An 18,851-nucleotide genomic window follows, 5' to 3' on the forward strand; every position below is an offset into this window, starting at 1 on the left:
GAGAACAATGCAGAAGCTCGACATGATCGACGCAGCCTCGCTGCGGTCCGACATCCCGGAGTTCCGTGCCGGTGACACCGTCAAGGTCAACGTCAAGGTCGTCGAGGGCAACCGCTCTCGTGTCCAGGCGTTCCAGGGCGTCGTGATCTCCCGCCACGGCGGCGGGATCGGCGAGACGTTCGCCGTCCGCAAGGTCAGCTTCGGTGTCGGTGTGGAGCGTAAGTTCCCGCTGCACGCGCCGACCATCGAGTCGATCGAGCTCGTCACCCGCGGTGACGTGCGCCGCGCGAAGCTCTACTACCTGCGCGAGCTCCGCGGCAAGAAGGCGAAGATCCGCGAGAAGCGCGAGAGCTGAGGCCTACGCCTCAACGCACTCGGAACCGGCCGTCATCCTCTGTTCGAGGGTGGCGGCCGGCGTCGTACCTGCCCAGGTCTGTGCGGATTTCCGACAGGGTCGGTGTGTGATCGCGAGGCCATTTCGCCGCTGGCGCTCCGAGGTGACAGAGTTACCCCCGTGACGAGTTTTGACCGGGTGGTTCCGCCCACCCCTATCGATGGGACGCCCTTGAGCGCAGCAGATCCGTGGGCCGGCAGCGGGGAGCATCGTCGAAGCGGGGCGGCGCACGGTCGGGAGCCGAGAAAGCAGCAGTCAGGCATGTTCTCGATGCTCAAAGAGGTCGGCATCATCGTGATCAGCGCGCTGGTCCTCTCGTGGCTGATCAAGACGCTGCTCGTGCAGCCGTTCTACATCCCGAGCGCCTCCATGGAGGACACCCTCACGCAGGGTGACCGCGTGATGGCGTCGCGCCTGACGCCCGGCCCGTTCGACCTGGAGCACGGGGACATCGTCGTCTTCGTGGACCCGGGCGACTGGCTGCCGCCGTACGTGCCGCCGGAGCGTGGGCCGGTCGGCGATGCCGCGGTGTCGTTCCTGACCACCGTGGGCCTGCTGCCGCAGGACACGGGCGACCACCTCATCAAGCGCCTGATCGGCCTGCCCGGCGACACGGTCGTGTGCTGTGACGCCGAGGGGCGGGTGTCGGTGAACGGCACGCCGATCGACGAGTCGTACATCAAGCCGGGGTCGATCCCGAGCCAGGACCCGTTCGACGTCACCGTGCCCGACGGCATGCTCTGGGTGATGGGCGACAACCGCCAGGACTCCATGGACTCGCGGTACAACCGCAGCAAGCCGGGCGGCGGGTTCGTGCCGGTCGACAACGTGGTGGGGACGGCGTTCGCCACCGTGTGGCCGCTGGACCGCCTGAATTGGCACAGCCGCCCGAACGACGTCTTCGCGGGTGTCCCCGACGCACCTCCCGCGGGGCAGTAGGCCGTGCGCGCGGTACCCACGCTGCGTCAGGAGCGGGCGCTCCTCGCCTCCGGCGCCCGCCTCGTCGCGGGGATGGACGAGGTGGGGCGCGGGGCCCTCGCGGGCCCCGTGAGCGTGGGCGTCGTGGTGGTCGACGCCGCGACGCGCACCGGGCCGAAGGGTGTCGCCGACTCGAAGCTGCTGACGCCGGCCGCGCGCGAGGCGATCGCGCCCGCCGTGCGGCGCTGGGCGGTGGCCTGGGGTGTGGGGCACGCAGGCCCGGCCGAGATCGACGAGCACGGCATCATCGCCGCGCTCCGGATGGCCGGACGGCGCGCGCTCGCCCAGGTGCGGCTCGTGTGCGGTGACGTCGACGTCGTTGTGCTGGACGGCAAGCACAACTGGCTCTCGACCCCGTCGCTCGACCTGTTCGCGGCCGCGGACGCCACTCCCGCCGAGATGGGACCCGAACCCGCCGTGCGGACGCTGATCAAGGCGGACATGACCTGTACGTCGGTGGCCGCGGCCAGCGTGCTGGCCAAGGTGGAGCGCGACGGGATCCTCGTCGAGCTGGCGCAGCGGCACCCCGAGTACGCGTGGGACCAGAACAAGGGCTACAGCGCGAAGGCGCACATGGACGCCCTCGGGCTGCACGGGCCGACACCACAGCACCGCAGATCCTGGAACCTGCCCGGAACTGCCGCGTCGGTGGGATGATGTCGTCGTGAGCGCCGAAGACCTCGAGAACTATGAGACGGAGATGGAGCTCGCGCTCTATCGCGAGTACCGCGACGTGGTGGGCCTGTTTTCCTATGTGGTGGAGACCGAACGCCGGTTCTACCTGGCCAACCAGGTGGACCTGCAGGTCCGGTCCGCCGCGGGCGAGGTGTACTTCGAGCTGCGGCTCGGCGACGCCTGGGTGTGGGACGTCTACCGGTCGGCGCGCTTCGTGAAGTCGGTGCGCGTGGTGACGTTCAAGGACGTGAACGTCGAGGAGCTGGCTAAGGCCGAGCTGGCGCTCTGAAACTTTTCGGAGGCCAGCACAGACCTCCGTGACGAGACCCCAACGCTTCGAGCGGAACGCCGAGCCTGTGGATCGTCGATCTGTGCACAGGTGACCCCGCGTGCGCCGTCGGACCCTCCTGTCGTGACCAAGGCTGGTCACGGAGGTGGACGCGATGGCGAAGAAAGACGGCGTGGGCCGGTACGGCGAGCGGGTGGCGCTGCGGCACGTGGAGGAACGCGGCTGGTCGGTGCTCGACACCAACTGGCGCGGCAAGGACGGGGAGCTCGACATCGTCGCCCTCGACGGCGACGTGCTCGTGGTGGTCGAGGTCAAGACTCGGTCCGGGGTGGGCTTCGGGCATCCCGCGGAGGCGGTCACGCCTCGCAAGCTGGCGCGCATCAAGCGGCTGACGGGGCAGTGGCTCACCGCGTTCCGGGACGGGCTCGCCACGGCCCGGCTGCACGAGGAGGCGATGCCGGGCAGCCCGGTGCCGCTGCTGCCGGACGTGCGCACCCGCTTCGGCGCCATCCGGATCGACGTGGTGGCCGTGACCCTGCCGCGGCAGGGGCGAGCCGTCGTCGAGCACCTCGAGTCGGTGGCCTGATGGGTACGGCGACCACGCGGGCGGTATCGCTCGTCGGGATGCAGGGGCACGTGGTGGAGGTGCAGGCACACCTCGCGGCGTCGGTCCCGGGGTTCTCGCTGGTGGGGCTGCCCGACGCCGCCCTGAGCGAGTCGCGGGACCGGGTGCGGGCCGCGGTGACCTCTACGGGGCTGCAGTGGCCGGTCAAGAAGATCACGGTGAACCTGTCGCCCGCGTCGCTGCGCAAGCAGGGCAGCGCCTACGACCTGGCGATCGCCGTGGCGATCCTGGCGGGCGCCGAAGGGCCGTCGTCCGCCGGGCTGAGCCGGACCGGCCTCGACCGGATGGTGCACCTGGGTGAGCTTGGGCTCGACGGGCGGCTCCAGCCGGTGCGCGGGGTGCTGCCGAGCGTGGCAGCGGCGGTCGACGCGGGATACCCGGACGTCGTCGTGGCGGCCGGGGACCTCGACGAGGCGCGGCTGGTCCCCGGGGCGCGGGTGGTCGGTGCGGCGAGCCTGGCAGAGGTCGTGGCCCTGCACGGCGGGCCGCCCGAGCTGGTGCGGGACGTGGTGACCGTCCGGCCGGCCCGGCCAGCCCTGCCCGCGCGCCAGCCGGGCGACCTGGCCGACGTGATCGGCCAGGAGCGTCCGCGGGCCGCCCTGGAGGTCGCGGCCGCGGGCGGCCACCACCTGCTCCTGGTCGGCCCACCGGGCGCGGGCAAGACGATGCTGGCCTCGCGCCTGCCGGGGATCCTTCCCGACCTCACCGACCGGGAGGCCGTCGAGGTCACCGCCGTGCACTCTGTGGCGGGCACGTTCGACCCGGGCGGAGGACTGATCCGCAGGCCCCCGTTCGAGGACCCGCACCACACGGCCACGCAGGCGGCGGTGGTCGGGGGCGGGTCCGGCGTACCGCGCCCAGGGGCGGTGTCGCGGGCGCACCGGGGCGTGCTCTTTCTGGACGAAGCGCCAGAGTTCGGGAGCAAGGTGCTGGAGACGCTGCGCCAGCCGCTGGAGCAGGGCGAGCTGGTGATCCACCGGTCGGGCGGCGCGGCGCGCTATCCCGCCCGGTTCCAGCTCGTCCTCGCGGCCAACCCGTGCCCGTGCGGGCTGGCGATCGGCAAGGGGCTGGAGTGCACGTGCTCGCCAGCGCTGCGCCGCCGCTACTTCGCACGGCTGTCCGGCCCGCTGCTGGACCGGGTGGACGTGCAGGTCGAGGTGCAGCCCGTCGACCGGGTCGAGCGGGCGGAGGGCACCTCGGAGCCGACCTCGTCGGTGGCGGCCCGGGTCCTGGTCGCGCGCGAGGCTGCGCGGGCCCGGCTGACCGACACGCCCTGGTCCACCAACGCGGAGATGCCGGGGCGGTTCCTGCGGGACCTGCTCAGACCGCATCCCGGCCTGCTGGGTCCCATCGAGCGGGCGATGACCGAGGGCAGGCTCAGCCTGCGTGGGGTGGACCGCGTGCTGCGGATGGCCTGGACCCTTGCCGATCTCGCAGGGCGCGTCGCGCCCACCGCGTCCGACGTCGGGAACGCGCTGTTGCTGCGCACGGGAGGCGACCATGGCTGAACCGCTCTTCGAGCTGCCGCGCACCGAGCTGCGGTTCGACGTCGCCGACGCGGTGTTGGCACGCGCCGCCTGGAGCCGGATCGCCGAGCCGGGCGACCCTGTGGCTGGCGCCCTGGTGGGGCATCTCGGCCCCGCCGGCGCGCTCGACTGGCTGGTCGACGCCGCCCGGGCGCCAGAGCGGGCCGGAGCCACGCTCCGGCGGATCGGTGGCGGTGGTCTGGTAACCGGGGGTCCTGGGCCTGGTGCCGGTGGGGCTTCGGGTGGCCGGGCCGATGCGCCCGGGCGCTTGCTCGGGCCCGTCACCGAGGGCCCGCAGGTGGCCGGGACACGCGCGGCCGGGCTGGTAGTGGCCGCCGTGCGGCGCTGGGCGCCCCGGCTCGACCGGCTCGACCCCGAGGGCGAGCTGGCGGTGCTGGGCCGGTACGGCGGCACGTTCCTCACCCCGGACGACCCTCGCTGGCCGACGACGTTCGCCGACCTCGGCGTTCTCGCGCCGCTGTCCTTGTGGGTGCGTGGTGACCCCGACCTGGCCCGGCTGGCGGCGCGCTCGGTGTCGCTGGTGGGCTCGCGCGCCTGCACCGACTACGGCGTGCGCGTGACGCGCGCGCTGGCGTGCGGCCTGGCCGACCGTGGGTTCACGGTGGTCTCCGGGGGCGCCAACGGCATCGACGCGGAGGCGCACCGTGGTGCGCTGGTCTCGGGATCGCCCACCCTGGCGTTCCTCGCGGGCGGCGTCGACCGGCTCTACCCCGCGAGCAACACTGACCTCCTGTTGCGGGCCATCGAGCAGGGTGCGGTGGTGAGCGAGGTGCCGCCCGGGTCGGTGCCGGGCAAGCAGCGGTTCCTCAAGCGAAACCGGCTGATCGCGGCGTTCACGTCGGGCACGGTCGTGGTCGAGGCCGCGGTGCGGTCGGGGGCGCTGTCCACGGCGAACCACGCGGCGTCGCTGCTGCGCCCGCTGGGCGCCGTGCCGGGCCCGGTCACGTCGATGGCGTCGGCCGGCTGCCACGAGCTGCTCCGGCGCGGCGCTGCCATCTGCGTCACGGATGCCGCCGAGGCCGCCGAGCTGGTCGGCGACCTCGGCGAGACCGCACCGCGGCGGCAGGGCGAGACCCGGGCCGAGGACGACCTCGACGCGGCGGGCAAGGCGGTGCTCGACGCCCTGCCCGCACGGAAGCCGGCGCACGAGCACTCGATAGCCCGAGCGGCGGGACTAGCGCTCGGCGACACGACCGGGGCGCTGGGGCTGCTGGAGCTGATGGGCCTGGCCGAGCAGCGGGACGGAGGGTGGCGCAGGCGATGAACCGGGGGCGACCCGGCCCGACGCGACCTGACCAGGTCGGGTGGGTCGGGCCGGGCGGGGTCGAGTGGGTCCGACCTGGTCAGCGCGTGGGGTCGAGCAGGAGCTTGCCCACGGTCCCGCGCGAGCGCAGCGCCTCGTGCGCGTCCCGGGCGTCGGCGAGCGCGTACTCGCCGCCCGCGACGGCACGGATCTCGCCACGCCCGGCCAGCTCGAACAGCTCCGTCAGCGCGGTGCCGTAGATGTTCCCGGGCAGGCGGAACACGTGCGGCAGCCACATGCCGGCGACGGTGGTGCTGTGGCCCAGCAGGTTGCGCAGCTCGATGGCCTTGGGCTGCGTGCGCCCCGCCATGCCGTAGAAGACGAGGCGGCCGAACGGCGCTAGGGCCGCGATGCTCTGGTCGGTGGTGGTCCCGCCGACCATGTCGAGCACGATGTCGACGCGGCGCCCGTTGGCGTCGATGAGGGTCGTCGTCATGTCGTCGGCACGAGAGTCCACGGCGACGTCGGCCCCGAGCCGGAGGGCCAGGGCGCGCTTGTCGTCGGTGCTCGCCGTCGCGACCACCCGACCGGCGCCCCACGCCTTGGCGAGCTGCACGGCGATGGTGCCGACGCCGCCCGCGGCGGCGTGCACCACCACGGACTCCCCGGGTTCGAGGTGGGCGTTCTTGCGGAGCATGATCCAGGCGGTCGCACCCTGCACCAGCATCGACAGGGCGGTGAGGTCGTCGACGCCGTCCGGCACGGGGAACGTCATGGCCTCGTCGGTGACGGCGCGCTCGGCGTATCCGCCCCCGCCGGTAAGCAGCGCGGCGACCCGCGTGCCGTCCTGCGTGCGGCCGATCACCTCGGAGCCCGGGACGAACGGCAGCTTGGTCGGCGTCTGGTAGGAGTTCTCCACCTGATGGGTGTCGGCGTAGTTCACACCGATGCGCGTGACGTCGATGAGCACCTGCCCGGGCCCTACGGTCGGCTCGGGTACCTCGACGGACTTGAGCATCTCGGGTCCGCCGAACTCGGTCACCTGTACAGCACGCATCTTGTGGTCCTCCTACGGCTCGTCTTGACCAGCTGGTCCGGTCCGCCATCCTGGCATACCGACCGGTCGGAACGAAACCTCGGCGGCGCGCCTTCTCCGTCCTGCGGCGAGCGAGCTGCACACTGGAAAACGTGGACCTTACCGACCTGTCCGGCCTACCTCGGCTACCCGAGCACCAGTCCGACGCCGTGTCCCGGTTCGCCAGCTACCTCGACGCGCAGCGCGGGCACTCCGCCCATACGCGGCGCGCCTATGTGGCGGACGTGACCGACCTGCTCCGGTTCGCGATGCGGCACGGCAGCACACGGCTCGACGCTATCGACCTCACCCTGCTGCGCGGTTGGCTCGCGTCGCAGTCGGAGCGCGGGCTCGCGCGCTCCACGCTCGCGCGCCGGGGCGCCTCCGCCCGCGCGTTCCTGCGCTGGGCGCACCGCACGGGGCTGGTGCCCGTGGACCCGTCGGCCCGCCTCGCGAGCCCCAAGGTGCCCCGCACCCTGCCCACAGTGCTCGACGTCGACGCCGCCGGTCGGCTGCTCGACGGGGCGCGAGCCGCCGCGGACGACGCCGACGAGGCGACGCGGCCGGCGGCCCTGCGGTCGTGGGTCGCCGCGGAGCTGCTGTACGGCGCCGGGATCCGCGTGGGTGAGCTGGTGTCCGTCGACGTCGGGCACGTGGACTCCCGGGACCGGCTCGTGCGGGTGCTCGGCAAGGGCGGCAAGGAACGCGTGGTGCCGTTCGGCATCCCGGCTGCGCGATCAGTGGAGGCCTGGCTGACCGACGGCCGGCCCGCCCTGGTGACCGCCACCACCGGTGACGCCCTGCTCGTGGGGGAGCGCGGCGGCCGCTGGGGCCAGCGCCAGGTGCGCGAGGCCGTGCACCGGCTCGCGGCCCAGGCCGGGGTGGACGACATCGCTCCCCACGCGCTCCGGCACTCCGCCGCCACGCACCTGCTGCAGGGCGGATCCGACCTGCGTGCCGTCCAGGAGGTGCTGGGCCACGCCAACCTGGCGACCACCCAGCGCTACACCCACGTCGACGCCGAGCGCCTACGCACGGTCTACGCCCAGGCGTTCCCGCGCGCCTGAGCGCTCCCATCCGCAGGGCGTCAGCGGTCGGGTAGGAGCACTATCGGCGGGCGGTCCAACAGCGATAGCGGGTCGAGGTAGCGCTCGCCCCTGCGCACGCCCCAGTGCACGCAGGACTGCGGCGCGCAGTGGTTCGGCGCCGTCCTGTCGCCTGGATCACCGTCGCCTGTCCGCGCACCCTCGACCACGCCTATCGCCGTACCGGCGGTGACGGCGGTCCCGGTCGGCACGGAGGCGGCGACCGGCTCCAGGCTGCTGCGCAGGCCGTCGAGGTGGGTGACCACCACTACACCGCGCCGCGCGACCTGTCCGGCGAAGGTCACGACGCCGGGCCCGGGGGAGACCACGCGGGTACCTGCGGGAGCGAGCAGGTCCACTCCGCGGTGCCCCGCGCCCCACTCTTGCTCGGGCGGGTCGAACCGGCGCTCGACGCCGAACGGCGGGTCCACACCGGGGACGGGCGGCACGTACCCGGTCGCCGCGGGATCGTTCCGGCCCGCGCTGCTCGCGGCGCCGGCGGTCGAGGGGGTCCGGACGCCGCCGCCCGACGTGCGCAGCGTCTCGGCATCCGCCTGGACTGCTACGTCAGGTCCGGAACGCAGCGCAGCGGCGGGGGCACCTGCCGCGACCGTGACAAGAGCGAGTGCGAGAGCGAGCAGCGTGGCGCGGACCGCTGTGGGGAACGGGCCGAGGGTACGTGGCGGAGTGGTCATGCCGTCAGCCTCGCCCAGCGGGCCGGCGCTGCGCCGGGCCTGCGAGCCCACCTGTGCACAGCCGGGCCCAGACCGTTCCTGTGGTGATGCTCGCCGCCTACTGCCGCGGTCGCGAGGGGCTCTCAGCGGCCGCGGCCGACGTCACAACCGGGGCACCTCGGCCGAGTCCTCGTTGCCTGGGCTGGTCGGGTAGACTTCCACCCGCGACCGGTATGCGCTCCCCAACCGGCAGACGATCTGTTTGCCCGGCAAGGAGAGCACTGGTCGACAACGCGCGTCACGGTACGTCGCGTCCGGCAGCGGTCCGGCCCACAGGGTCGGCGTCGGGCGCACAGTGACGCCAGGGGCACCGAAGGTGCCGACCCAACCCAAACCGCGGACCGGGCTCTGAGCTCCGGCGCCGCCTGAATTGTGTGCGGAGTCCCCGAGTTGATCTCGGACCGCACCGAAAGGACGTGTCATGGCCGTCGTGTCCATGCGCCAGCTCCTCGAGAGCGGTGTCCACTTCGGACACCAGACCCGCCGTTGGAACCCGAAGATGAAGCGCTTCATCTTCACGGAGCGCAACGGCATCTACATCGTCGACCTGCAGCAGTCGCTGCACTTCATCGACACCGCCTACGACTTCGTCAAGGAGACGGTCGCTCACGGCGGCTCGATCCTCTTCGTCGGCACCAAGAAGCAGGCACAGGAGCCGGTGGCCGAGCAGGCCGCCCGCGTCGGTATGCCGTACGTGAACCACCGCTGGCTCGGTGGCATGCTCACGAACTTCACCACCGTCCACAAGCGCCTTCAGCGGATGAAGGAGCTCGAGGAGATCGACTTCGACGACGTGGCGGCCTCGGGCCTCACGAAGAAGGAGCTCCTGGTGCTGCGCCGCGAGAAGGACAAGCTCGCGCGCACGCTCGGCGGTATCCGGGACATGGCCAAGGTTCCCTCGGCCGTCTGGATCGTCGACACGAACAAGGAGCACCTCGCGGTGGACGAGGCCCGCAAGCTGGGCATCCCCGTCGTGGCGATCCTCGACACCAACTGCGACCCCGACATGGTCGACTACGCGATCCCGGGCAACGACGACGCGATCCGCTCCGTCACGCTGCTCACCCGCGTGATCGCGGACGCCGCTGCCGAGGGCCTCATGCAGCGCCACTCGGGCAACAAGACCGGTGCCGAGGCCGAGGCCGCCGCCGAGCCGCTGGCCGAGTGGGAGCGCGAGCTCCTGGCCGGCGCCGAGGGCACCGTCGAGACCCCGGCCGAGTCCGCCGAGGGCAACGTCACCGACGCCGCCGCCGAGGCTGCTGCTGCCGCCACGCCGGCTGGGCCCGCCGCCGTCGTCGAGGCCGTGGAGGCCGCCGAGGCCACGACGGCTCCGGCCGCCGAGGTCGTCGTCGAGACTGCCCCCGAGGCCGTCGAGGCCGTCGAGGCAGCTCCGGAGGCCGTCGAGGCCCCCGAGGCCGCTGAGGCAGAGGCCGAGACCGAGAAGTGACGCGCTGCGCTGACCGGGCCCGCGTCATGCGTGCCCGGTCAGCGCCCCGCTCCTGAAGGTCGCACGACCTCCCACGAACAACACGACTGCACGGAGGACCAGAACAATGGCGAACTACACCGCCGCTGACATCAAGGCGCTGCGTGAGCGGACCGGCGCCGGCATGCTCGACGTCAAGAAGGCCCTGGACACGGCCGACGGCGACACCGAGAAGGCCATCGAGATCATCCGCACCAAGGGCCTGGCCCGCGCCGCCAAGCGCGAGGGCAACGCCACGTCCGAGGGTCTCGTCGCCGTCAAGGTCGACGACACCGCGGCCGGCCAGGTCGCCACGATGATCGAGCTGAACGCCGAGACGGACTTCGTCGTCAAGAACGAGAAGTTCATCGCGCTGGCCGACGCCGTCCTGACGGCCGCTGCCGCCGCCGGCGCCACCGACGAGGTCTCGGCCTCGGCGGCCCCCACCGCGGAGGGCACCGTCGCCGACCTCATCGCCGCACAGGGCGCCACGCTGGGCGAGAAGATCGTCCTGCGTCGTGTCGCGCGCGTCGAGGGCCCCAAGGTCACGACGTACCTGCACAAGACGGCCAAGGACCTGCCGCCGTCGATCGGTGTGCTCGTCGTCACCGACGAGGCGGGCGCCGCCGTCGCCAAGGACGTCGCGCAGCACATCGCCGCGCTGGCGCCGAAGTACCTCACGCGTGACGAGGTCCCGGCGGACGTCGTCGAGAAGGAGCGTGCGATCGCTCTGGAGACCTCGAAGAACGAGGGCAAGCCGGAGGCCGCGCTGCCCAAGATCGTCGAGGGTCGCCTGAACGGCTTCTTCAAGGAGGTCGTCCTGCTCGACCAGCCGCTGGCCAAGGACCCGAAGACCACTGTCGGCAAGCACGTCGCCGCAGCGAACGGTTCCGTGACCGCGTTCGTGCGTTTCCGCGTCGGTTCCTGACGCAGCTCGTCGGCCCGGTCCGCGCTTCGGCGCGGACCGGGCCGACGCGTACGCGGGCCGGTTCCTCTCGACGGGGCGGTCCGCACGATGTCCCGGCAGTGACGAGAAGAAGGGTGACGGACCAGTGAGCGACGAGGCGACCCAGGACTTCGCGGTGGACGACGAGGGCAAGCCGGCCCGGCGTGTCCTGTTGAAACTGTCGGGTGAGGCATTCGGCGGCGGCAGCGTGGGGCTCGATGCCGACGTCGTCCGGCGGATGGCGAAGGAGATCGGTGTGGCCGTCCGAGACGGCATCCAGGTCGCCATCGTCGTCGGCGGCGGGAACTTCTTCCGCGGCGCCGAGCTGAGCGTGGCCGGGATGGACCGCGCCCGCGCGGACTACATGGGCATGCTCGGCACGGTCATGAACTGCCTGGCCCTCCAGGACTTCCTGGAGCAGGCCGGCGTCAAGACGCGGGTGCAGACCGCCATCACGATGGGCCAGGTCGCCGAGCCCTACATCCCGCTGCGCGCGATCCGGCACATGGAGAAGGGCCGCGTGGTCATCTTCGGTGCGGGCGCGGGCATGCCGTACTTCTCCACCGACACCGTCGCGGTGCAGCGGGCGCTGGAGACGCACTGCGAGCAGGTGGTCATGGGCAAGAACGGCGTCGACGGCGTCTACGACTCGGACCCGCGCCGCAACCCCGACGCGAAGAAGCTTGACCACCTGACCTACACCGACGCCCTCGTGAACCGGCTCGGCGTCATGGACGACACGGCGCTGGCCATGTGCCGCGACAACGACGTCCAGATGCGGGTCTTCGGTATGGAGGGCGAGGGCAACGTCACCCGCGCGCTGGCCGGTGAGCCGATCGGCACGCTGATCACCACACGCTGAGCGCGCGTGCGGCCCGGTCAGCCCCGGGGAAACGCGCGATCCTTTCGATGGCCGGGCAAAGTGTCCGTAGAGTGGCCCCGGCACCACCCGTAGACCGAATGACAGGAGCAGTGGTGATCGACGAGACCCTCCTCGAAGCCGAGGAAAAGATGGAGAAGGCGATCGAGGTCGCCAAGGAGGACTTCGCGGGCATCCGTACCGGTCGCGCGAACGCGGGGATGTTCAGCAAGATCACCGTCGACTACTACGGCGCGCCGACGCCGCTGCAGCAGCTGGCGTCGTTCAACATCCCGGACGCCCGCACCGTGCTGGTCGCCCCGTTCGACAAGAGCTCGGTGCCCGCCGTCGAGAAGGCGCTGCGCGACTCCGACCTGGGTGTGAACCCGGCGACCGACGGCAACGCCATCCGCATCGTGCTGCCCTCCCTGACGGAGGAGCGGCGTCGCGACTACGTGAAGCTCGCCAAGTCGAAGGCCGAGGACTCGCGCGTCTCGGTACGCAACATCCGGCGCAAGGCCAAGGAGACGCTGGACCGCATCGTCAAGGACGGCGAGGCAGGCGAGGACGAGGTCACGCGCGCGGAGAAGGAGCTGGACAAGATCACCAAGAGCCACGTCGAGATCATCGACCAGCTGCTCTCCAGCAAGGAGAGCGAGCTGCTCGAGGTCTGATGTCCGCACCGCCTCGAGACAGAACAGAGCGAGACATTGCGCACACCGACGTGAGCCCCGAACCAGAGCCCGCACCGGCCCCGAAGCAGTCCCGGGCAGGACGTAACCTGCCAGCCGCCATCCTGGTCGGCCTGGGGCTGCTCGCCGCCGTCGGCGCATCGCTGTACTGGCGGCCCGAGCCGTTCGTCCTGTTCGTCGTCCTCCTGATGTGGGCGGGGCTCTGGGAGCTGCGGCAGGCGTTCGCGCGTCGTGACCTGCGGCTGCCGATGGTCCCGCTGTACGTCGGGTCCGCCGGCATGCTCGTCTCGGCGTACCGGGGCGGCCCAGAGGCGCTGTTCGTCGCCTTTGTGCTGACCGTGGCCGCGGCAGTGGTGTGGCGGGCGCTTGACGGCTCGGGCCTGCGGGCCGTGCGGGACTCAGCGGCGGCCGTGTTCGCCGCCGCCTATCTCCCGTTCCTGTGCGGCTTCGTCATCCTGATGCTCGCGCAGCCCGACGGCGAGATCCGCGTGGTGCTGTTCATCCTCATGGCGGTCGCCAACGACACGGGCGGCTACATCGCCGGCGTCCTGCTGGGCCGGCACCCGCTGGCACCGAGCGTCAGCCCCAAGAAGTCCTGGGAAGGGCTGGCGGGCTCGATCGTGCTGGCCACGGCTGTGGGCGTGCTCGGCGCCGTGTACGGCCTCGGCGAGAGCCCGCTGCTCGGTGTTGCGCTCGGCGTCATGACCGCAATCACTGCCACGATCGGCGATCTCGCCGAGTCGCTCCTCAAGCGTGACCTAGAATTGAAGGACATGGGCTCATTGCTCCCGGGGCACGGGGGCGTGCTGGATCGCCTCGACTCGATGATCATCACAGCGCCCTTCGTCTATCTTGTGCTCTCGGTGGTTGCCTGATGAAAACTCCCCTTGCCCAGCCGGTCGTACGGCCGTCGGACGAGACCCCTGCGATCCCGCTGCAGATGGCGCCGAAGCGCCGCGGCAAGCCGCCGAAGCACTTTGCCGACCTCACTCCCGAGGAGCGGGTGGCCTCCGTCGTCGAGGCGGGCGAGCCCGCGTTCCGGGCCAAGCAGCTCGCGACGCACTACTTCACGCACTTCACGAGCGACCCGGCGAAGATGACGGACCTCCCGGCGAGCTCCCGCGACGCCCTGGCGAGCACGATGTTCCCCGAGCTGATGCGGCCCACGCGCAAGCTGGAGGCCGACGGCGGCACCACGGTCAAGACCCTGTGGCACCTGTTCGACGAGGCCAAGGTCGAGTCGGTGCTGATGCGCTATCCGCAGCGCACCACGCTGTGCGTCTCCAGCCAGGCCGGCTGCGGTATGGCCTGCCCGTTCTGCGCGACGGGCCAGCTCGGCCTGACCCGCAACCTGTCGACGGCGGAGATCCTGGAGCAGGTTCGTGCCGCGTTCCGCTCGCTGGCCGACGGCGAGATCCCCGGCGGCGTCACCCGGCTGAACAACCTGGTGTTCATGGGCATGGGCGAACCGCTGGCCAACTACAAGGCAGTCATCGAGACGGTGCGGACCCTGGTGGCGCCGCAGCCGGAGGGCTTCGGTATGTCGGCCCGCAACATCACGGTCTCGACGGTGGGCCTGGTCCCGGCCATGCAGAAGCTGACCAAGGAGGGCATCCCGGTCACGCTGGCACTCTCCCTGCACGCGCCCGACGACGACCTGCGCTCCGAGCTCGTGCCGATCAACACGCGCTGGAGCGTGGACGAGACGCTCGACACCGCGCGGAACTACTTCGAGGTCACCGGTCGTCGGGTGTCCATCGAGTACGCGCTGATCAAGGACATGAACGACCACGCCTGGCGTGCTGACCTGCTGGGCGAGAAGCTCAACGCCCGCGGCCGCGGCTGGGTGCACGTGAACCCGATCCCGCTCAACCCGACCCCCGGTTCGATCTGGACCGCGAGCGACCGGGATGTCGAGGACGAGTTTGTGGCACGATTGCGCGGTCACGGGATCCCGACCACGATCCGTGATACCCGCGGGAGCGATATCGACGGGGCCTGCGGGCAGCTTGCGGCTGAGGAGGACGACGAGTGAGTGGGATGTTCAACAGCGTTCCCGCGATGCGCACCGGGTACGACAAGGACGAGGTCGACGAGTTCTTCGACCACGCCCGGCAGGCTTATGAAGGACGCACTGCAGACCGGCTGACCAGCGCCGACATCCAGGCGTCGACTTTCGACCTGACGCGGGGTGGCTACAACACCCACGAGGTCGACGCGGCGCTCGACCGGCTGGAGGCGGCATTCATCGCCCGGCAGCGTGCGGAGTACGCGGCGGCACACGGCCAGCAGGCCTGGATGAACGCGCTCGCCGAGCGTGCACGTTCCCTGTACGGGCGGCTCGGCCGCCCGGACGGGGACAAGTTCGCGCCCGCCGACCGTGGCTCGCAGGGCTACGACAAGGACGACGTCGACGACCTGTGCGACCGGCTCATCGGGTACTTCGACCGCCAGGAGCCGCTGACCGCTGGCGACATCCGGTCGGCCACGTTCGGCCGGGCCCGCGGCGGCGACGCCTACGACGAGGGTTCGGTGGACGCATTCCTCAGCCGCGCGGTAGAGGTCCTGCTCGGGGTGGAGTGACGCCTCGGCGGTGCGGGCCGCCGGATTGCCGAGATGAGGCTAGGCTCTGTAAGACACGACATCCGACGGCAGACCGCACACTTTGGTTGGAGATGTGGCGGAGTGAGTGACGACGCTGAGTGGCTGGTCGAGCTGGGCGCCGCCCCGTCACCCGCCCAGTTTCTGTACCGGGACGTGATCGCCCGGCAACGTGCCGCCTACAGTTCCTTCGCGCGTGGCTATGAGGTCGACGCCGAGCGGAGGGAGACCTGGGCCGGCAGGTGGTTGCAGCCGGCCATGCGGCATATCGACCTCGGCGGGCGTAAGAAGTCCGCCGTGCGCGTGCTTGACGTCGGATCGGGCATCGGGACCTTCGCGGGGCATCTGGCCCGCGAAGGTTTCGACGTGTGGGCGATCGACATAGCCGACGAGATGGTGAAGCGTACCCGTGCGCGGCTGCGTGGCGTGTACGGATCCGACGCGCAGCGTCGTGCCGTCCGCGGAAGCTTCATGGAGCACGACTTCGCGTCTCAGCGGTTCGACCTGATCCTGGGCGTCGCCTTCGTCCATTGCCTGCCCAAGCCCGTCGACGTGTTGGCGATGCGCAAGATGGCCAGGCTGCTGACCCCGGACGGGATCGCGTACCTGACCACGACGGACGAACCCGACGGCGGGGAGGCTCTCGCGCTCAAGGACGCTATGCGCGGCGAACGCGACGGCACGCTCATGCGTCGCTACCGGACCCGGTACACACCGACGCAGTTCATCGAACGGATCCGTGCGAGTGGCCTCACCCCCTGGTCGTGGCCGAGACAGGGCGCTCCGGTTGAGCTCGACCGCTCGACGCCTAGTAACAACATGCCGATCTTCCAGGACACGCACGTCCGCAGAAAACGCTGGGTCGACGTCGTGGCGACCCGATCCGGGGTGCCGCTCCCGATGCCCACGGTCTACGCCGGCGCTGCAGAACCCGCCCGGTCGCACGAGAAGCCACCCACGGCTCCGCTGGCCGTCGTCGGCTGACCGAGGGGTCTCAAGCGGGTCGTCGCGCGGCGGCAGCCCTGGTTTCGCTCGTGAAGTCGTGCCCGGCGAGCCGGGAGAAAGCGGCCACCACGATCTCGAGGATGGCAGGGTTGCCGTTGTCGGACTCGTAGTGCTTGGCCTCGAGCCAGAACCGGGCGTCGGGCGCACCGCCGTAGTAGTGGTGCTCGATGATGCCGACCGCGCTCGTGGTCCCAGGGTCGGCGACAGTCAGGCTCACGGGCATGAACATGCGGTGCGTGTGGATGGTGACGGAGCCCTCACCGAACCGCGTGTTGAGGTCCTTGCCGAGGATCACGAGGGCCGCGTGTGACTCCCGTACCAGGACGTCAAAGCGCGTGTGGCCGTAGTACCAGCCCGTGACGCGACGGCCGGTGCGGTCCCACCGGAGCCATCGGGGCTCGGGCATCACGAAATGGACCTGGACACCGCGGGCGACGGCCTGTTCCACGATGGTGGGTGAGCGCGAGATCTTGGTCATCCCGATACCGCAACAGACGATGGTCCGGTGGGCGTTCTGGAAGATGTCGGTGAACTGGTCGGTGCCTTTCCGAGCATGGCCGATCTTGGAGATCCCTCGCAGGCGCTGAAGCTCGGCGCGCGCGATCCCGTCTCGGAGGATGCGTACGACGACGGTGGTGCCCAGACCGACGAGCAGAAGCGACATCGTGATGACGACCGTCGTCGTGACGGTGTCGTCCAGGAGGTTGGGGACGAAGGCGAGCAAGAGGTTGGCGACCGAGCCGACCGTGACCAGGAGTAAGCCTCCGCGGGTCCAGCGTTCCATGGCGATGCACCTCCGAGATGGCGATCTCTATGAGAGATATTCATCTACCTCAGGGCCGACTACCGTCACAGGTAATATAACTGTAAATTTCCGATAATGGATGTTCTGGCGGTCGCGACATTGGAGGAGGGCTGAACCTCGACCGGTCAGACGGCGGTCGCGGGCTCCTGGTCCTCGCGTAGGAGCACCTCGTGCCGGGTCGCCGTCAGGAAGCCCCGGATCGCGTCCCGGCTCCGGGTGAGGCAGTCGATCCGCGCCTGGACGCCCACCAGCTCCGTCGCGAGCTGCTCGGCGATCTCGCGCGGGCACGTCGGGTCGTGGCGGTCCGCGGCATCCTCGGCGTCGAGCAGGACCTTGACGAGCCGGGTCGGGATGCCCGCCTGGACCAGCCCCGCCACCCGCGACACCCGGTCCACGTGCGTCTCCGTATAGGTGCGGTAGCCGTTGGGCGCGCGGTCGGCCTCGAGCAGGTCCTGCTGCTCGTAGTACCGGATGAGGCGGGTCGTCACGCCCGTCCGCGCGGCAAGCTCACCGATCTTCATGGTTCTACCTCCGGGCAGACGCTTGACATTGACACTGGTGTCAAACTTTAGCGTTGCCGACATGGAGACAACAGGCAATTCCCCAGCAGCCGGAACGGTCGTCGATCCGCCGTCCGCCCACCCCGGGACGCCACCCGCCGCCGTCCTGCCCTGGTCCTCGCTGCTGGTGCTCGGTGCCGGCACGCTGCTCATGGTCACCGCGGAGATGCTGCCCACCGCGGTGCTCGAACAGATGAGCACCGGGCTCGGCGTCGCCGAGTCGAGCACCGGCCTGCTCGTGTCGGTATGGGCCGCGGTGGTGGTGGTCCTGAGCTTCCCGCTCGTCCGGCTGACGCGCCGGTGGGACCGCCGGGCCGTGATCGCCGGCGGGCTCGTTGTGCTTGCGATCTCGTCGGCGCTGACCGCTCTCGCTCCCACCTACCCGGTGGCGGTCGGCGCGCGCATCGTGGGCGCGGCCGCCGTCGGGCTGCTGTGGGCCACCACGAACGCGCACGTCGCCGACCTGGTCCCCGACCGTCTGCTCGGCCGCGCGATCGCCGTGGTGCTCGGCGGAGCGACGCTCGGGATGGTGGTGGGCACACCCCTGGCCCGCCTGGTGGCCGACGCCGCAGGCTGGCGAGCGGCCTTCTGGGCCCTCGCGGCCCTGGGCCTGCTGGGCGCGGCGGCGGTAAGGCTGGTCGTCGCCCGCGCGGCAGCTTCAGATGGCCCGACGGCGGAGGGCGTCGCCCGGGGCTCCGTCGACGGCGTTGTCGCCGCGCGCCGGGGCAGCGGACGGCTGCTGGCGGTGACCGCGCTCGTCGCGCTGGTCCTGGTGGGCCACTACGGCACGTACACCTACATCACCCGCCTCACCGAGGTGCCCGCCCAGGCGCTGCCCGGCGGGATGAGCGCGCTGCTGCTGGTGTTCGGGCTCGCCTCGGCGGTGGGGGTCGCGCTGGCCGGCCGGCTCGGCGACCGCAGCGGGCCCGCCCTGGTGGTGAGCGTGGCCGCTACCGGGCTGGCCGTCCTCGGCCTCGGCGTCGTGGACGTGAGTCCGGTGGTCGGGATCGCCGTGGTCGTGGCGTGGGGCGTTGTCTCGGGCGCTATGCCGCCGTTCGCCCAGACGCTGATCCTGCGGCTGGCCGGACCGGAGCGACGCTCGTTCGCCGGCGCGCTCATCCCTGTGCTGTTCAACGGGGGCATTGCCGTCGGGGCCGCGCTGGCGTCACTCGTGGTGGCGGCCTCGGGTGTAGCGGGTCTGCCGCTGCTGGCGGCCGTGGTGGTCGCCGCAGCGGCCCTGGGCCTTGCCGTGACGCTCCACCGCGCCTGACCC

The 18,851-nt window shown here is 71.2% G+C and carries 21 protein-coding genes; 17 read left to right on the plus strand and 4 right to left on the minus strand.

Annotated elements, in window-relative coordinates; all coding sequences use genetic code 11:
• The first annotated feature begins 7 nt into the window (after positions 1–7).
• The 7 genes from rplS (at position 8) to dprA (ending at position 5,772) form a co-directional block, all read left to right on the plus strand.
• On the plus strand, positions 8–355 hold the full coding sequence (rplS, locus tag AB1046_RS00855; RefSeq protein ID WP_369371893.1) for a 50S ribosomal protein L19: 348 nt from the start codon (positions 8–10) through the stop codon (positions 353–355).
• A gap of 300 nt (positions 356–655) precedes the next feature.
• Positions 656–1,333: a signal peptidase I gene (lepB, locus tag AB1046_RS00860; RefSeq protein ID WP_369371894.1), complete on the plus strand. Its 678-nt coding sequence runs from the start codon at positions 656–658 to the stop codon at positions 1,331–1,333.
• A gap of 3 nt (positions 1,334–1,336) precedes the next feature.
• On the plus strand, positions 1,337–2,029 hold the full coding sequence (locus AB1046_RS00865; protein ID WP_369371895.1) for a ribonuclease HII: 693 nt from the start codon (positions 1,337–1,339) through the stop codon (positions 2,027–2,029).
• A 7-nt stretch (positions 2,030–2,036) separates the two neighbouring features.
• Positions 2,037–2,336: a DUF2469 domain-containing protein gene (locus tag AB1046_RS00870; RefSeq protein WP_119137991.1), complete on the plus strand. Its 300-nt coding sequence runs from the start codon at positions 2,037–2,039 to the stop codon at positions 2,334–2,336.
• A gap of 154 nt (positions 2,337–2,490) precedes the next feature.
• On the plus strand, positions 2,491–2,922 hold the full coding sequence (locus tag AB1046_RS00875) for a YraN family protein (protein WP_369371896.1): 432 nt from the start codon (positions 2,491–2,493) through the stop codon (positions 2,920–2,922).
• The gene (locus tag AB1046_RS00880) at positions 2,922–4,469 is read left to right on the plus strand and encodes a YifB family Mg chelatase-like AAA ATPase (protein WP_369371897.1); all 1,548 of its coding nucleotides are present in this window, start codon (positions 2,922–2,924) and stop codon (positions 4,467–4,469) included. The genes AB1046_RS00875 and AB1046_RS00880 overlap by 1 nt, the downstream gene beginning before the upstream one ends.
• The gene (gene dprA / locus AB1046_RS00885) at positions 4,462–5,772 is read left to right on the plus strand and encodes a DNA-processing protein DprA (RefSeq protein WP_369371898.1); all 1,311 of its coding nucleotides are present in this window, start codon (positions 4,462–4,464) and stop codon (positions 5,770–5,772) included. The genes AB1046_RS00880 and dprA overlap by 8 nt, the downstream gene beginning before the upstream one ends.
• Positions 5,773–5,851: 79 nt before the next feature.
• Here the strand turns inward: dprA and AB1046_RS00890 are convergent, their stop codons facing one another.
• The gene (locus tag AB1046_RS00890) at positions 5,852–6,808 is read right to left on the minus strand and encodes a zinc-binding alcohol dehydrogenase family protein (protein WP_369371899.1); all 957 of its coding nucleotides are present in this window, start codon (positions 6,806–6,808) and stop codon (positions 5,852–5,854) included.
• 131 nt (positions 6,809–6,939) lie between these two features.
• Here AB1046_RS00890 and AB1046_RS00895 point away from each other — a divergent pair, with 131 nt between their 5' ends.
• On the plus strand, positions 6,940–7,893 hold the full coding sequence (locus tag AB1046_RS00895; protein ID WP_369371900.1) for a tyrosine recombinase XerC: 954 nt from the start codon (positions 6,940–6,942) through the stop codon (positions 7,891–7,893).
• A gap of 20 nt (positions 7,894–7,913) precedes the next feature.
• Here AB1046_RS00895 and AB1046_RS00900 read toward each other — a convergent pair whose 3' ends face one another.
• Positions 7,914–8,606: a M23 family metallopeptidase gene (locus AB1046_RS00900; RefSeq protein ID WP_369371901.1), complete on the minus strand. Its 693-nt coding sequence runs from the start codon at positions 8,604–8,606 to the stop codon at positions 7,914–7,916.
• Between the two features lie 460 nt (positions 8,607–9,066).
• Between AB1046_RS00900 and rpsB the strand changes: the two genes are divergently transcribed.
• The 8 genes from rpsB to AB1046_RS00940 all read left to right on the plus strand — a co-directional run bounded on the left by rpsB (position 9,067) and on the right by AB1046_RS00940 (position 16,192).
• Complete coding sequence (rpsB, locus tag AB1046_RS00905; RefSeq protein WP_369371902.1) at positions 9,067–10,092, plus strand: 30S ribosomal protein S2; 1,026 nt, start codon at positions 9,067–9,069, stop codon at positions 10,090–10,092.
• A gap of 106 nt (positions 10,093–10,198) precedes the next feature.
• Entirely contained in the window at positions 10,199–11,038 is an 840-nt protein-coding gene (gene tsf, locus AB1046_RS00910) for a translation elongation factor Ts (RefSeq protein WP_369371903.1), read from the plus strand.
• A gap of 124 nt (positions 11,039–11,162) precedes the next feature.
• A complete protein-coding gene (gene pyrH, locus AB1046_RS00915; RefSeq protein WP_369371904.1) occupies positions 11,163–11,918 on the plus strand; it encodes a UMP kinase in 756 nt (251 codons plus the stop codon).
• 113 nt (positions 11,919–12,031) lie between these two features.
• Positions 12,032–12,589, plus strand: a complete 558-nt coding sequence (gene frr / locus AB1046_RS00920; protein ID WP_369371905.1) for a ribosome recycling factor — start codon at positions 12,032–12,034, stop codon at positions 12,587–12,589.
• A 50-nt stretch (positions 12,590–12,639) separates the two neighbouring features.
• Positions 12,640–13,482, plus strand: a complete 843-nt coding sequence (locus tag AB1046_RS00925) for a phosphatidate cytidylyltransferase (RefSeq protein ID WP_369371906.1) — start codon at positions 12,640–12,642, stop codon at positions 13,480–13,482.
• Complete coding sequence (rlmN, locus tag AB1046_RS00930) at positions 13,482–14,642, plus strand: 23S rRNA (adenine(2503)-C(2))-methyltransferase RlmN (protein ID WP_369371907.1); 1,161 nt, start codon at positions 13,482–13,484, stop codon at positions 14,640–14,642. The genes AB1046_RS00925 and rlmN overlap by 1 nt, the downstream gene beginning before the upstream one ends.
• A gap of 5 nt (positions 14,643–14,647) precedes the next feature.
• Positions 14,648–15,190: a DivIVA domain-containing protein gene (locus AB1046_RS00935; RefSeq protein WP_369375529.1), complete on the plus strand. Its 543-nt coding sequence runs from the start codon at positions 14,648–14,650 to the stop codon at positions 15,188–15,190.
• 102 nt (positions 15,191–15,292) lie between these two features.
• Positions 15,293–16,192: a class I SAM-dependent methyltransferase gene (locus AB1046_RS00940; protein ID WP_369371908.1), complete on the plus strand. Its 900-nt coding sequence runs from the start codon at positions 15,293–15,295 to the stop codon at positions 16,190–16,192.
• Positions 16,193–16,202: 10 nt separating this feature from the next.
• Here the strand turns inward: AB1046_RS00940 and AB1046_RS00945 are convergent, their stop codons facing one another.
• The gene (locus AB1046_RS00945) at positions 16,203–16,997 is read right to left on the minus strand and encodes a hypothetical protein (protein WP_369371909.1); all 795 of its coding nucleotides are present in this window, start codon (positions 16,995–16,997) and stop codon (positions 16,203–16,205) included.
• Between the two features lie 146 nt (positions 16,998–17,143).
• Positions 17,144–17,539, minus strand: a complete 396-nt coding sequence (locus tag AB1046_RS00950; protein ID WP_369371910.1) for a MerR family transcriptional regulator — start codon at positions 17,537–17,539, stop codon at positions 17,144–17,146.
• Positions 17,540–17,600: 61 nt separating this feature from the next.
• Here AB1046_RS00950 and AB1046_RS00955 point away from each other — a divergent pair, with 61 nt between their 5' ends.
• Positions 17,601–18,848, plus strand: coding sequence for an MFS transporter (locus AB1046_RS00955; RefSeq protein WP_369371911.1), 1,248 nt, complete (start codon positions 17,601–17,603; stop codon positions 18,846–18,848).
• Positions 18,849–18,851 lie beyond the last annotated feature (3 nt).

The organism is Promicromonospora sp. Populi (assembly GCF_041081105.1).
Lineage (GTDB): Bacteria > Actinomycetota > Actinomycetes > Actinomycetales > Cellulomonadaceae > Promicromonospora.